Here is a 13,518-nt window from a genome sequence, read left to right as displayed (position 1 = left end):
GGGTTTTACCGGGAATGCCCCTGCCGAGCATGGCTCGGCACTACACCCCCTCCCTTTCGCACCGCGAAGGGGAGGGCTGGGGAGGGGTGAGCTTCACCGCCTCTGCTCTGGTCGTGGCTTCGCAGCTGACGCCGCTCCTGCATTGATCTGCGGCATTGTCGGGCAAGCCCCTGCCGAGCATGGCTCGGCACTACACCCCCTCCCTTTCGCACCGCGAAGGGGAGGGTTGGGGAGGGGTTGGCTTCACCGCCTCTGCTCTGGTCGTGGCTTCGCGGCTGACGCCGCTCCTGCATTGATCTTCGGCATTGTCGGGAAAGCCTCTGCCGAGCATGGCTCGGCACTACCGGCGTTTTTCGCGATCCAGCCAACAGGCCAGACCCTGCGCGTTGAGTTCGATATCCATTGCCAGTACCCGCAGCACTTCAGATGCGTCCAGCGGACTGCCCTGCAATCTCAAGCGCGCTACATACAGCGCGCCCAGCGCATCCACCAACAGCCGATGCCGTTCCGGTTCGCCGTTGCAGCGCTGTGCGATCGCCACCATTGCGTCGATCTGCGCGTGCAGTTCCTGCGCCAACCGCGCCGTGCCTTCGACCCGGCCGTAATGGGTCAGGTACATCCCCTCCGGTGACTCCTGCATCAAGCGCAGGATCGAGGCATGCATCGCCTCCGGCTCGAACTGCACCGGTGAGGAGGTGGGAATGATGAAAGCACCACCAGCGTGGTCCAGCTCGCGATACGACAGGCCAAAGGTGTCGCCGGTGAACCAGCTGCGACTGGCCGCATCCCACACGCAGAAGTGATGCCGTGCATGTCCCGGCGTATCCACGCAGACCAGCTCGCGACCCGCCAACAAAACCCGATGCCCGTCCTCGGCAACCACCACGCGCTCGGCCGGTACCGGCACGATCTGGCCGTAGCTGCGCGCCATCTCGGCTTCGCCATACACCGCCGTTGCACCGGCGATCAGCCGGGTGGGGTCGATCATGTGCTGGGCGCCACGCGGGTGCACGACCAAGCGCGCATTGGGCAGCTGCTGCATCAGCGCACCGGCACCGCCGGCATGATCCAGATGCACATGGGTGACGATCAGCCAGTCGATATCCGCAGGCGTCAGCCCCGCCTGGGCAACGCAGGCCAGCAGATTCGGCAGCGAATGTGTGGTGCCGCAATCGACAAACGCGCCGCGTCCATCCTGCACGATCAGGTACGCCGCATCGAAGTGATCGCGCTGGAACGCGGTATCGATGGTGTGGATGCCATGGGCAAGGGACATGCGGCAACTCCGGCAGAAACTGGCTTCGATCCTGCCAGTCGCTGCTGCGTCACTCAACCCGGACTTTTGTCGCAGCCGCGTCAGCTCAGCGCTGCAGTACGCGCGGACGCAGCAACAATGCCAGCACCATTACCGCCAGAAAGCCGCCGTAGGCATACAGCACGGCCAGGATCTGCTTCCACAGGCCTTCGGCCACCTCGGTGGCGCCCACGTGGTAACCCCACAGCATGAAGCCGATGCTGGCCACCAGGGCCAGCACCAGCATCGCTGCATCAAACAAGGTGCGTGTGCGTGTGCGCGGCTGGCGCGGGAACCACCAGTACAGCGCCCCCATCACGCAGAACCAGGGGAGAAACAACAACAACGACAACCAGGCCATCGACGTGCTCCTCCGCAGGTGTTTACTCCTTCGCTGCAGCCTCGCGCAGTTCGCGCAACGCCGCCAGCACCGGCTCCACTTCCACTTCGACCTTGAACAACTCGCTCTGCAGCGCATCGCCCTGCTCGGCCTGCTTGAGCACGGCGATCAACTGGCCGGCATCGCGCGGCGAGTCAAAGCCCTCGCTCTGGATCAGCAGCGTGCCTTCGCCATCAAGCAGCTTGAAATAGAAGCGGCCGTCCTTCTCACGGTACTGCTTGAACAGCGGCAACGCCGCCTTGGCAGCGGCCGCCGCCTTGGGCTTGTCACCGGCGGCGGACAGGTCACGCAGGCCGACGGCGTGGCGCAGCTCCTTCAGCAGCGGGATGGCGAACTGCTCGCGCAGCTGCTGGCCACGCTTGCGCAGGATGGCTTCGATCTTCTCGGGCTCGGCCATCAAGGCGTTGTAGCGCTCGCGCAGCGGCGACAGCTCGGCGTCGATGCGCTCGAACAGCTGCTGCTTGGCGTCGCCCCAGCTGATGCCGTCGGCAAAGGCCTTGGCAAAGGCTGCGGTCTGCTCCGGGCTGGCGAAGGCCTGGTACATCTGGAACAGCGCCGAGCCCTCGGTGTCCTTGGGCTCGCCCGGCAGGCGCGAGTCGGTGAGGATGGAGAACACCAGCTTCTTCAGCTCCTCGCGCGGCACGAACAGCGGGATGGTGTTGCTGTAGCTCTTGCTCATCTTGCGGCCGTCCAGGCCGGCCAGGGTGGCCACCTGTTCGTCGATGATCACTTCCGGCAGGGCAAAGTATTCCTTGCCGTAGACGTGGTTGAAGCGCTGGGCGAAATCGCGCGCCATCTCGATGTGCTGGATCTGGTCACGACCCACCGGCACCTTGTTGGCGTTGAAGATCAGGATGTCGGCGGCCATCAGCACCGGGTACATGAACAGGCCGGCGCTGACGCCTGCGTCGTCGTCCAGCTGCTCCTCGCGGTTCTTGTCCACCGCCGCCTTGTAAGCATGGGCGCGGTTGAGGATGCCCTTGCTGGCGACCACGGTGAGGAACCACATCAACTCGGTGGTTTCCGGGATGTCGCTCTGGCGGTAGAACCATACCTTGTCCGGGTCCAGGCCGCAGGCCAGCCAGCTGGCCGCGATCTCCAGGGTCGAACGCTGGGTGCGCTCGGGCTCCTGCGCCTTGATCAGGCTGTGCAGGTCGGCCAGGAAGAAGAAGCTCTCGATATCCGAGGCCTGGCTGGCGGCAATGGCCGGGCGGATCGCGCCGACGTAGTTGCCGAGATGGGGAGTGCCGGAGGGGGTGATGCCGGTGAGGACGCGGGTAGTCATGTAAACCAAGCTGACGAGCGGATGAACCGGGCCAGTGTAACCGCCCCAGCCTGTCCCCGCCCTCAACCCCATTGCCCGCACCCGGCCGTTTGAGGTCATGTACCCCGCCAAGGAGCCTGCCATGTACCGTTTTCTAGCCAGTGTGTTGTCGGTTGTCGCGCTATGCGGGTTCAGCCCGGTACGGCCAGCAGATGATGGCCCGGTGCTGCTGTCGGTGATCGACCGTGACGACGGACGGGAGCTGGACCTGTACCCGCACCGCGGCCAGCAATGGGTGGCCGGCAGCCCGGGTCACCGCTACAGCGTGCGCATGCAGAACCGCAGCGGCGAGCGCGTGCTGGTGGTGCTGTCGGTGGATGGGGTGAATGCCATCACCGGCCAGACCGCCTCACCCAGCCAGTCCGGCTATGTGCTGGAGCCCTGGCAGAGCAGCGAGATCACCGGCTGGCGCAAGTCCAATGCCGAGGTCGCGCAGTTCGTGTTCACCGCCTCCAGCGACAGCTATGCCAGCCGCACCGGCCGCCCGGCCAATGTCGGGGTGATCGGCATCGCCGTGTTCAACGAGGCGCGCCGGCCGGTGTATGACGTGCGCCCACTGCCAGCGCCAAGGCCCATGCCGCGACCGATGCCGCAGTACGAGGACCGCGCCGAGGCAAGTGCCAATGCCAGCGGGCGCGCCGCCGAAGCCGCTGCGCCCAGCGCGATGGCCAAGAGCGAATCGCGGCAGCGCCTGGGTACCGGCCACGGTGAGCGTGAGTGGTCAAGTTCGTCATTGACCAGCTTCGAGCGTGCCAGCCGCAATCCGATACAGGTCAGCGAGGTGCGTTATGACTCGCGGCAGCGGCTGGTGGCGATGGGCATCCTGCCGCGCGGTTATCGTCACGTGGACAACTCGCCACAGGCGTTCCCCAGTGGTTTCGTGCCGGATCCGCCGGCGCGTGGCCGCTGAGCGAGAAACCAGACAGCCATTGATTTGTGGGAGCGGCGTAAGCCGCGAAGCTGACGCTGCTCAAGCTCTCAACAACCATGTCATCTGATGATGCCCTTGCTTCGCGGCTTACGCCGCTCCCACAAAGGCAAAAAAAGAAACCGATGCCAGAGGCATCGGTTTCTTGTTGAGGCAAGTAGCTTCTCTCAATCACCCCACATCAGTGGTAATCCGGGTATTCCTTGTGCAGCGCCTTCTGGAAGTCGCGCACTTCGGTTTCGGCGCGGTCCTTGGCCCAGCCGTAGCGTTCCTGCAGGCGACCTGCGAGGTATTCGGCGTTGCCTTCGGCCACCTTCATGTCGTCGTCGGTGATGTCGCCCCACTTGGCCTGCACCTTGCCCTTGAGCTGGGTCCACTTGCCGGAAATGATGTCTTTATTCATTACGCTGCTCCTTTCGGGGGATACGCGGTTGATTCGCGTGGGACCACTTTCGTCGACCCCCCGTTGGCGTCAGGTCCAAGTTTCGTTGTGCGTTGCTGACCTTGGTGAACGTCGCTTCAGCTAACGGATTACGAGCATGAAAAAGGCCGGCATTGCCGGCCTCCTTCATTCATCTGCAGGACCCTGCCGGATCAATGACCCTTGGCAGCATCCTCGACCTTTTCACCGGCCTTCTGCACGTCCTTGCCTGCGCCGGCAACGGTATTGCAACCAGCCAGCACTGCGACCGAGAACAGCGACAACATCATCAGGGCAACCAAACGCTTCATGTGTTTCTCCTGTGGTGGTTCCATCGGTGCGGTCCACAGCGGACCGCGTGTTCATCAGCACTTGCCGTCTTTGCAATCCTGCGCCTTGTCTTCGACCTTCTCACCGGCCTTCTGCATGTCCTTGCCAGCGCCCGCCACGGTATTGCAGCCGCTGAGCATGCCAACCGAGAACGCGCCCACCAGGGCCAACATCAACAGTCGCTTCGTCATTCGTCTCCTCCTCCCTTTCAAGGCCGATGCCGTGGCCGGTAACCGGCGGCAGGCACTTCGTGTGTGAAGACGAATCTGGCGGCTGGGCCGTGTGCTCCGCGTGAAGCCGCGCAGAACACGTTCAGTGATGTCGCCCGATTGTTAATCCCGCATCAGGGTGGATTTGCCGAACAGGCTCTCCACCAGGTCCACGGCCAGCTCGGCGGTGCGGTTCTGGTGATCCAGCAGCGGGTTCAGTTCGACGATGTCCAGCGAGCCCATCAAGCCGGTATCGGCAATCATCTCCATCACCAGCTGCGCCTCGCGGTAATTGACCCCGCCCGGCACCGTGGTGCCCACGCCCGGCGCGATACTGGGATCGAGGAAATCCACGTCGAAACTGACGTGCAGGTGGGTATTGGCGTCGATGCCATGCAGCGCCGCTTCCACCGTACGCTTCATGCCGGCTTCGTCGATATGGCGCATGTCGTAGACATCCACCCGGTGCTGCTTGATCAGGCGCTTTTCTTCCGGATCGACCGAGCGGATGCCGATCTGGTGCACCTGCCACGGCGCGATCGCCGGGGCGCTGCCACCGAGATGGGTCAGCCCTTCCGGGCCCAGGCCACACAGGCAGGCCACCGGCATGCCATGGATGTTGCCGGACGGGGTGACATCGGAAGTGTTGAAGTCCGAATGGGCGTCCAGCCACAGCACGCGCAGCTGCTTGCCCTGCTCACGGCACCAGCGCGCGACCGCGGTGATCGAGCCCACCCCCAGGCAGTGGTCGCCACCGAGCATGATCGGCAGGCGGCCATCCTGCAGTTCGGCATAGGTCGCTTCCATCAAGGCGTGGTTCCAGGCCACCACCTCGTCCAGATGGCGATAACCTTGCACCGGACCGGTCCACGGATTGCGCGGGCCATCCAGGTTGCCGACATCACGCACCTCCACGCCGCGTTCGGCCAGGGCCTCGGGCAGGCCGGCAATGCGCAGCGCCTCCGGCCCAAGACGCGCACCGCGCGCACCCGCGCCCACATCGGTAGGCACGCCAATCAGCGACACCGGACGAAAACCAGCCATACCACCTCCGTTGCAAATGAAAGCAGTTTAGCGAGCGGCACCTGAAAGACCTTGCGGCAGCGCGGCAAACCCTTGTGCTGCCTGCGTTCCGGCCCTTCCCCGCGGATCAGGGCCAGCGTAGCTGGGCGACATTGCAGCCGTGCACACGCCCGCGTTCAGTGCCTACCGTTCCCGCACGCAGCTCACGACACCGGCGGCTTGGGATCCCAATTGTCCGGCGTCACGATCTTGGGCAGCTCGGGGTCGGCGATGTAGTTGGGCGACATGATCTGTACCCCGGCCGCATTGAAGGCATCCTGGATGTTGGCGTGCAGCGCGCTGAGTATGTCCGCGCGCAGCGGCAGTTCAACGATGTGTACGCGCAGCACATAGGCTACGTAGAAGTCGTTGAGCGCGGTCTGCAACACGTAGGCAGGCGGTGCGTGCTGCACATGCCCGGTCCTGCCAGCCGCGTCCAGCAGCAGCCGATGCACCTGCCGCCACGGCGTGTCATAGCCGATGGTCACGCCGGTTTCCAGCCACATGCCGGCCGCCTGCGGGTCGCGCGAATAGTTCAGCAGCTTGCCGCTGAGCACATGCATGTTGGGCAGGCTGACCTCCACCCCGGTAAGGGTGCGGATGCGGGTGGTGAACAAACCGATCTGTATCACCTGCCCTTCCACATCCGCCACCTTGACCAGGTCGCCGACCGACATCGTCCTTGAATACAGCAGGGTGAAGCCCGCCGCTGCCTGGCCGACGATGCTCGATCCGCCCAGCGAAATCATCACGCCGAGCAGCACCGTCAGGCCCTTGAACGCATCACTGCCCGAGCCGGGCAGATAGGGATAGGCCATCACCAGCGCAAACAGCCAGATGCCCGCGACGATCAGCTTGCGGCTGGGTTCGGCCAGTTGGCGGTCGATGCCGAACAACTGGAAACGCCCATGCTGCACGCCGCGGAACAGGATGCCGATGATCTGGCTGGCCAAGCGTGCCAGCAGGAAAATGATCAGCGCCGTCACCAGCCCCGGGATCGCCGCCACACCCGCCCACAACCAGGCTTTGGCCTGGGCAGCGAGCCATAACGTCATCGTCGTTGCCCACGGCTGGGTGTAGTCGAACTGATGGAATACATAGCGCAGCCATTCCTCGGCCAGCACCAGCAGCGCCACCAGCAGCAACGCGCGCGACAACCAGTCGGCCAGCGCATTGGCCCCATGCAGCATCTGCCGTACCGGCACGCTACGCAGCGTCCCGGCCTTTTTACCCACCCAGGCCAGCATCGCCGCCCGCAGCTGACGTGCCAGCCAGGCCATCACCCAGGCCAGTGCGGCGGCCAGTGCCGTGGCGACAAGGCTGTGCAGCACACCGCGAAGCACCCGTCCCGGCGCACGCTCGCGCTCGGCGGCGGCGACCGCCTCGCCCAGCCGGCTGCGCACCTCCTCGCGTACCTGGGCCAGACTCTGGCCTTGCGCGGTATCCACATCGGCAGGCGTGATAAGGGTGACGACTTCCCCGCCGAGCAGCAGGATCGCACCGGCAGCGGTGTCGTTGAAGGTGACGCTGGGCGTACCCGGCTCCTCGACGATGCGTTTGATGTTGAATTCGGCAACCTGCGCACGTTGCAGGGGCGAGCGACCCATGAAGGCACTGCGGAAAGTCAGGATGTCGCGGTTGTAATAGCGCACCGTCGCCGGGGCCTGCGCCTGGGCGGTGCCTTCTTCGGTTGCAGCCAGCAGCGGCGCAGGTGCAAGCAGCAGCGAGGAACACAGCACAAGCAGCAGCCATGCCATCAAGGTGAACCCGCGTGCCAGTAGTGCTGTTTCGAGGCTGCTCCGGAACATCTTTCTGCTTCCCCGCAAGAAGAGATGACTTGCCGCTGGCGTGTTGCGTCGACCCGCTGCCAATCAGCCCCCACAGGCCGCAGGGTACGCCAGCTACGCCCGTGCTACATCATCGCACCGCGGCAGGCGGATTGCCTGCCATCACGATCTAGCCACTATCGTCCAGGGTGCACCACACTCGCCCGCAGCAACGTAGCCCGGGTAAGCGCGGCGCACCCGGGAAGAGCGGTCCGGGCATCCTTATCCGCGCCAACCGCCCCGGGTGCGCTGCGCTTACCCGGGCTACGGCCAGCCATTGATCTGGCGATGCTTGCCGCGGCTTTCTGCTGATGTTGCTGGCCTTGATATTGGTCAGTACCGGCGGCGACGGATGGGCGGATACTCGCTGCGTGGACACTTCCAGGACCCGCGTGCAGCTGTTCAATGCGCCACACCGGCTGCTGTTCTTCATTGGTGTCTGCAATCTCGGCCTGGCGATGGCTTGGTGGGCGCTCTGGCTGGCCGGCTTGCAGCTGGGCAGCCCCCTGCCCGTACCCGCCGTGCCGCCTGCCTGGCTGCATGGGCTGTGGATGCAGTACCTGGTGCTGCCCAGTTTCATCTTCGGCTTCCTGTTGACCGTGTTCCCGCGCTGGATGGGATTGCCTGCACTGCCGCGGTGGCAATACGCAGGCGTTGGTAGCGGACTGTTCGGCGCGCAGATCGCGCTGCTGACCGCCAGCAGCGGTTGGCAACCCGGGATGTGGTTGGCCCTGTTGCTGGCGGCGCTGGGATGGGCATTCGGGCTGGTCGTACTCGGCCGCCTGCTGTTGCAGGAGAAAGGCCGCACCTGGCATGCGTGGTCATGCTGGTCCGGCTTGCTGATGGGCTGGATCGGCCTGCTCGGTTTCGCCGCCGCTGCCACAGGCGCTGATATCCGCTGGCAGGCACTGAGCGTGTCGCTTGGCACCTTCGGGCTGTTGCTGCCGATCTACGCAAGCGTCGCCCACCGCATGTTTCCGTTCTTCGCCGGCAACGTGGTGCCGGGCTACCAGGCATGGCGGCCACCACAATGGTTGGCGATCCTGTGGGGACTGTGCCTGCTGCATCTGCTCGGGGAACACCTGCAGCAGCCACAGGTCATGCTGCTTGCCGATGCCGGCTTGCTGCTGTTGTCGCTGTACTCGCTATGGCGCTGGTGGCCACGCGGCCCCAAGCCGGCCCTGCTTAGCGTGTTGTTCTACGGGCTGGCATGGTGGCCACTGGCGATGCTGCTGTATCTGCTGCAGGACATAGCCGCGCTTGCCGGCCATACCGGCTGGCTGGAACGCGCACCGCTGCACGCCTTGGCGATTGGCTTGTTCGGCAGCCTGCTGGTGGCGATGGTCACCCGCGTTACCCAAGGCCATTCCGGGCGTGCACTGGTGATGCCGGTGGTCGCATGGGTCGCCCTGCTCGGCCTGCAACTGGTTGCAGTGCTGCGCATCCTGGCGGCGCTACTGGATGATCCCTGGCATTGGCATGCCGTCGCCGCCGCAGGCTGGCTGCTGGCGCTTGCGCCGTGGTTGCTGCGGTTGGGATGGATCTACTGGCGCCCGCGTGCGGATGGCAAAGCGGACTAAGCAACTGCATCCAACAAGCCGCACAGATCGCGCGGCACCGCGCTCAGACCTGCACGCGGCCGTCGGCCAGGTGCACCACCTGCTGGCCGAACATGTCCACGTCCTCCGGATCATGGCTGATCAGCAGCAGCGGGATGCCGGTCTGGTCCAGCACCGTTTCGAGTTCCTGGCGCAGATGCGCACGCAGGGCGTGGTCGAGTGCGGCGAACGGCTCATCCAGCAGCAGCGCCTGCGGCTTGGTCACCAGCGCCCGTGCCAAGGCGGTGCGCTGACGTTGGCCGCCGGAGATCTGCGACGGCAGCAGGTCACCGAGGTGATCGATGCGGAACGCCTGCAACCATTGCTCCACCGCATCGACGCGGCGGACGCGCGACGGATTCAACAAACCCTGCTGCAGGCCGAAACCCACGTTCTGCCGCACCGTCAGGTGCGGGAACAAGGCGTAGTCCTGGAACACATAGCCGATGCGGCGCCGTTGTGGTGACAGATTGATGCCGGCAGCCGCATCGAACAGCGCTTGCCCGTGCATGCGGATCACGCCGGCGTCCGGCCGCAGCAATCCGGCCACTGCCTTCAAGGTCAAGCTTTTGCCCGCACCAGACGGGCCGAACAACACAACGTTGGGCTGTGTGCAACGCAAGGCCGCCTGCAGCTGGAACTGCTGTCCAGCCGCACTCAGTTGGCGCTGAACATCGAGCTCAAGCCACATTGCGCGCCCCTTCCTGCCGCCGCCCGACCAATCGCGCGGCAAGCAGCAGCACGCTGATGCAGACCAGCGAGGACAGCAGCACCAAGGCGTTGGCGCGACCGTCATTGCCGGCCTGCACCGCCTCGTAGATGGCGATGGACAAGGTCTGGGTGCGGCCGGGAATGCTGCCGGCGACCATGATGGTGGCGCCGAACTCACCCATCGCACGGGCGAACGCCAGCAGCAGGCCGGCAAGAATGCCGCGCCATGCCAGCGGCAAGGTCACCCGGAAGAACAGCGCCAGCTCGGACACGCCCAAGGTACGCGCGGCCTGCTCCAGCTGCCCATCCACATCCTCGAAGGCCGCACGCGCCGGCTTGAACACCAACGGAAACGACGCGACTGCGGCAGCAATCACCGCCGCCTGCCAGGTAAACACCAAATTGATGCCGAAGCTGTTTTCCAGCCATGCACCAAGCGGGCCCTTGCTACCGATCAGCACCAGCAGGTAATAGCCCAGCACCGTCGGCGGCAACACCATCGGCAGGGTGAATACCGTGTCCAGCAACTCACGGCCGGGAAAGCGCCGCCGCGCCAACAAGGCACCAAATCCAACACCGAGCACGAGGTTGATCGCGGTCGCCCAGCCGGCCACCTTCAGCGACAACCACAGCGCGCTCCAGTCCAGATCCACCATCAAGGGCTGCCGAAGCCGTGCCTGTGCAGGATGGCCTGGCCCTGCGCCGAGCGCACGAAGGCGATGAAGCGCTTGGCTTCGGCGGCGTTGCGGCTGGTCTTCACCATTGCCAGCGGATAGCTGATGCCGCCTGCAACCGGCACCTGGAAGGCGCGCTGCACGCGCTCGCTCATCGCCTGCGCGTCGGTGGCGTAGACGAAGCCGGCATCCACTTCACCACGCGCCACATAGTCCAGTGACTGACGCACGTTCTGGGTGCTGATCATCTTGGCCTGCACTGCCGGCCACACACCGGCCTGCTGCAGCGCGCCGCGTGCGTAGCGGCCGACCGGCACGCTGTCGGGGTTGCCGATGGCAACGCGCTTCACATCGGCCCTCGCCAGTGCCGCCAACGTGGTCGGCTTGTTGCTGGCCTGCGGCGGCACTACCACCCACAGGCTGTTCTGCGCGAACACGTGCTCGGTCGTTGGATCAATCAGGCCTTCGGTGTTGGCCTGCGCCATCGTGGCCTGGTCGGCCGAGGCCAGCACATCGACCGGCGCGCCGCGTGCGATCTGCTGCAGCAAGGTGCCAGAGGCGGCAAAATTCAGGTCGACCTTCGTGCCCGGATTGGCCTTCTCGTACGCGCTGGATATCTCGCGGAAACTCTCGGTCAGGCTGGAAGCCGCCGAGACCGTCAGGTCAGCCGCGCCTGCCGGCAGTGTGGCGGCCAGCAACAACAACGCCCACAGCTTGTTCATGCATGCATCCTCGGTTGGGCGTCACTCGCTTGCGTCATCGGTGGCCGCCATCAGCGCCAGGCGCTCCGGTTGCAGCAGGATGATCTCGCGCTGCTTCACCGCGATGACTTCTTCGTCGCTCAAGCGCCGCAGCACCCGGCTGGCGGTTTCCGGGGCCATGCGCAGGTAGTTGGCGATCTCGGTGCGGGTCATGGTCAGGTTGAAGCGGTGAGCCGAGAAGCCACGCCGCGCGTAGCGGTTGGAGATATCCAGCAGGAATGCGGCCATGCGCTCCTCGGTGCGGTAGTTAGCCGCCAGCAAGGCGGCCTTGCCGATCTCGGCGCTGAGCAGGCTGAACAGCTTGGCCTGCAAGCCGGGCATGCGACTGGCCAACATGCTGATGCGCGGAAACGAGATGCGGCACAGATGCACGGTATCCAGCGCCACCGCATTGCAGGGATAGCGCGAACCGTGGATGGCATTCAGACCGATCACTTCGCCCGGCAGCGAGAAACCCAGCACCTGTTCATTGCCCAGGCTGTCGTCGACAAAGGTCTTGACCATGCCCGCACGCACCGCAGCGATTGCATCGAAGGGTTCGCCCGCGCGGAAGATGTAGTCACCGGCGTGGTACGGCCCGACGTGGTCGACCATCACGTGCAGCTCGTTCAGTGCGGTCTTGTCATAGCCCTGCGAGCTGCAGGCATCGGAGAACGCACAGGTCGTGCAGAAATGCAGCGCGTCACCGTCGCCGGCAGCGGCTGGATTCGGCGTCGCGGTGCCCAGGGGGCCGCGCGGTGGGGGTGTAGGTGACGTCATTCCGTTTTCAAGCAACAGCGGCCAAGGGGCGGAAGCACGCTGCGATCATACGCCACAGCAGCTCACCTTCGTTCTGGATCAGCAGCATATCGCCGTCACGGCGCACCCAGCCGCGGTCGATGAACATGCCGACACGCGCCCATGCGTGCTCGAAACAGGCGTCGAATGGCTGCGCGTTGCGCCATTCGAAGGCGCGCATGTCCAGCGCGTGATCGCAGGCCAGGCTCTGCACCACCTCATCGGTCATACGTTCATGCTCGGAAAGAATAAGTCCGGAGGATATGCCAGGCTGGCCAACCACCAGGCAGGCGCGCCAATGGCTAGGCTCCGGCTCGATGCGGCAGATGACATCGCCGATCTGGCTGCAGGCGCCCACACCGATGCCGAGCAGGTCATGGCGCTCGCGCCGCGGTACCCCGAGCAGGTCGCAATGGCGCTGGCCGTCACCGTTGCGCAGCGGCATGGGCAGGTCCGGCCGCTGGTAGTGGTCGCCGCCCAACGGTAGATAGCCGGCCGCCCGCAGCAGCCGCCACGCCTGCAGCCAGTCCGCCGGCAACGGGTATTCGGGCAGCAAGGCAGGCGATGGCAGGATGATGCGTTCGGGCGCCAGTTCCAGCACACGCTGCAGCCGCTGCAGGAACGACACATCGGCGTAGCAGGGCACGCGCAGCTGGTAGTAACACGCGGTGAACGCGGCCTGCTGGGCTTGCGCCAGCATCGCCGGGCCATCGATGCCGGCATGGTCGATCACCGTCATCCGGGTACAGCCGACCTCTCGCAATGCAGCCGGTGCGACATCGCTGGCCGCATCCAGCCGCACCTCGACCTGCGGTCGGGCGATGGTGCACAGCTGCTCCGGCACCGCGTCCAACAGGCGGCCCAGCAGGGCGGGTGGCAGGTGCTCGACAATACCCGGCTGCAACACCATGGCCGCCACTTCACGGTCACTGGCCAGCATGTTGGCATGCAGGCGCAGGCATACCAACAAGGCATCCAGCACGTTCTCTGCGCGTTCCAGCTCATGTGGGGGTGCGCAGAAACCCAGGGTCAACGCACGTGGAATCAGATGCTCGTTGCTGGCCTGCATGGCCGCACGCCAACCCGCCTCGGCAAAGCCCGGGCTCAGCTCCGCCGGCGCCGGGAACAATACGTGCGCGGGTTGCTGCAGCAATGCAACATGCAATGTGGCGTCATCCATCCCGGCGGTCTCTACTGACATGC

At 65.1% G+C, this 13,518-nt stretch carries 15 protein-coding genes; 2 read left to right on the top strand and 13 right to left on the bottom strand.

Annotation, left to right across the window (positions count from 1 at the left end; all coding sequences use genetic code 11):
* Window positions 1-340 precede the first annotated feature (340 nt).
* The 3 genes from AC1VXC_RS07230 to AC1VXC_RS07220 form a co-directional block, all read right to left on the bottom strand.
* Entirely contained in the window at window positions 341-1,276 is a 936-nt protein-coding gene (locus AC1VXC_RS07230; protein WP_313171116.1) for an MBL fold metallo-hydrolase, read from the bottom strand.
* A gap of 85 nt (window positions 1,277-1,361) precedes the next feature.
* Window positions 1,362-1,655, bottom strand: coding sequence for a hypothetical protein (locus AC1VXC_RS07225; protein ID WP_313171118.1), 294 nt, complete (start codon window positions 1,653-1,655; stop codon window positions 1,362-1,364).
* Window positions 1,656-1,677: 22 nt separating this feature from the next.
* Window positions 1,678-2,979 carry a tryptophan--tRNA ligase gene (locus AC1VXC_RS07220; RefSeq protein WP_313171120.1) on the bottom strand — a complete coding sequence of 434 codons (1,302 nt, stop codon included), beginning with the start codon at window positions 2,977-2,979 and terminating at the stop codon, window positions 1,678-1,680.
* A 121-nt stretch (window positions 2,980-3,100) separates the two neighbouring features.
* On the opposite strand from AC1VXC_RS07220, the gene AC1VXC_RS07215 reads away from it, so the two are divergent.
* Window positions 3,101-3,928: a hypothetical protein gene (locus AC1VXC_RS07215; RefSeq protein ID WP_313171122.1), complete on the top strand. Its 828-nt coding sequence runs from the start codon at window positions 3,101-3,103 to the stop codon at window positions 3,926-3,928.
* A gap of 199 nt (window positions 3,929-4,127) precedes the next feature.
* Here the strand turns inward: AC1VXC_RS07215 and AC1VXC_RS07210 are convergent, their stop codons facing one another.
* The 5 genes from AC1VXC_RS07210 to AC1VXC_RS07190 form a co-directional block, all read right to left on the bottom strand.
* On the bottom strand, window positions 4,128-4,349 hold the full coding sequence (locus tag AC1VXC_RS07210) for a CsbD family protein (RefSeq protein WP_313171124.1): 222 nt from the start codon (window positions 4,347-4,349) through the stop codon (window positions 4,128-4,130).
* Between the two features lie 191 nt (window positions 4,350-4,540).
* Entirely contained in the window at window positions 4,541-4,678 is a 138-nt protein-coding gene (locus AC1VXC_RS07205) for an entericidin A/B family lipoprotein (protein WP_303748520.1), read from the bottom strand.
* A 54-nt stretch (window positions 4,679-4,732) separates the two neighbouring features.
* Window positions 4,733-4,870, bottom strand: a complete 138-nt coding sequence (locus tag AC1VXC_RS07200; RefSeq protein ID WP_481528874.1) for an entericidin A/B family lipoprotein — start codon at window positions 4,868-4,870, stop codon at window positions 4,733-4,735.
* A gap of 159 nt (window positions 4,871-5,029) precedes the next feature.
* On the bottom strand, window positions 5,030-5,950 hold the full coding sequence (gene rocF, locus AC1VXC_RS07195) for an arginase (protein WP_313171129.1): 921 nt from the start codon (window positions 5,948-5,950) through the stop codon (window positions 5,030-5,032).
* A 182-nt stretch (window positions 5,951-6,132) separates the two neighbouring features.
* On the bottom strand, window positions 6,133-7,776 hold the full coding sequence (locus AC1VXC_RS07190) for a mechanosensitive ion channel family protein (RefSeq protein WP_481538151.1): 1,644 nt from the start codon (window positions 7,774-7,776) through the stop codon (window positions 6,133-6,135).
* 389 nt (window positions 7,777-8,165) lie between these two features.
* Between AC1VXC_RS07190 and AC1VXC_RS07185 the strand changes: the two genes are divergently transcribed.
* Window positions 8,166-9,374, top strand: a complete 1,209-nt coding sequence (locus tag AC1VXC_RS07185; protein WP_481538152.1) for an NnrS family protein — start codon at window positions 8,166-8,168, stop codon at window positions 9,372-9,374.
* A 43-nt stretch (window positions 9,375-9,417) separates the two neighbouring features.
* On the opposite strand, the gene AC1VXC_RS07180 is transcribed toward AC1VXC_RS07185, so the two are convergent.
* Genes AC1VXC_RS07180 through AC1VXC_RS07160 form a run of 5 tightly spaced genes read right to left on the bottom strand, consistent with a single transcriptional unit; the run spans window position 9,418 to window position 13,516 of the window.
* Window positions 9,418-10,083 carry a sulfate/molybdate ABC transporter ATP-binding protein gene (locus AC1VXC_RS07180; protein WP_481538153.1) on the bottom strand — a complete coding sequence of 222 codons (666 nt, stop codon included), beginning with the start codon at window positions 10,081-10,083 and terminating at the stop codon, window positions 9,418-9,420.
* Entirely contained in the window at window positions 10,073-10,756 is a 684-nt protein-coding gene (modB, locus tag AC1VXC_RS07175; RefSeq protein WP_312915057.1) for a molybdate ABC transporter permease subunit, read from the bottom strand. Before modB ends, AC1VXC_RS07180 begins: the two co-directional genes overlap by 11 nt.
* Window positions 10,757-10,758: 2 nt before the next feature.
* Window positions 10,759-11,499, bottom strand: coding sequence for a molybdate ABC transporter substrate-binding protein (modA, locus tag AC1VXC_RS07170; RefSeq protein ID WP_197606660.1), 741 nt, complete (start codon window positions 11,497-11,499; stop codon window positions 10,759-10,761).
* A gap of 21 nt (window positions 11,500-11,520) precedes the next feature.
* Window positions 11,521-12,297, bottom strand: coding sequence for a helix-turn-helix domain-containing protein (locus AC1VXC_RS07165; RefSeq protein ID WP_197606663.1), 777 nt, complete (start codon window positions 12,295-12,297; stop codon window positions 11,521-11,523).
* A 7-nt stretch (window positions 12,298-12,304) separates the two neighbouring features.
* Window positions 12,305-13,516 carry a coproporphyrinogen III oxidase gene (locus AC1VXC_RS07160; protein ID WP_481538154.1) on the bottom strand — a complete coding sequence of 404 codons (1,212 nt, stop codon included), beginning with the start codon at window positions 13,514-13,516 and terminating at the stop codon, window positions 12,305-12,307.
* Window positions 13,517-13,518 lie beyond the last annotated feature (2 nt).

This window comes from Stenotrophomonas sp. STEN033, assembly GCF_056856655.1.
The sequence above is the reverse complement of the archived record's forward strand: the minus strand, read 5'-3'. Positions and strand labels throughout refer to the sequence as shown.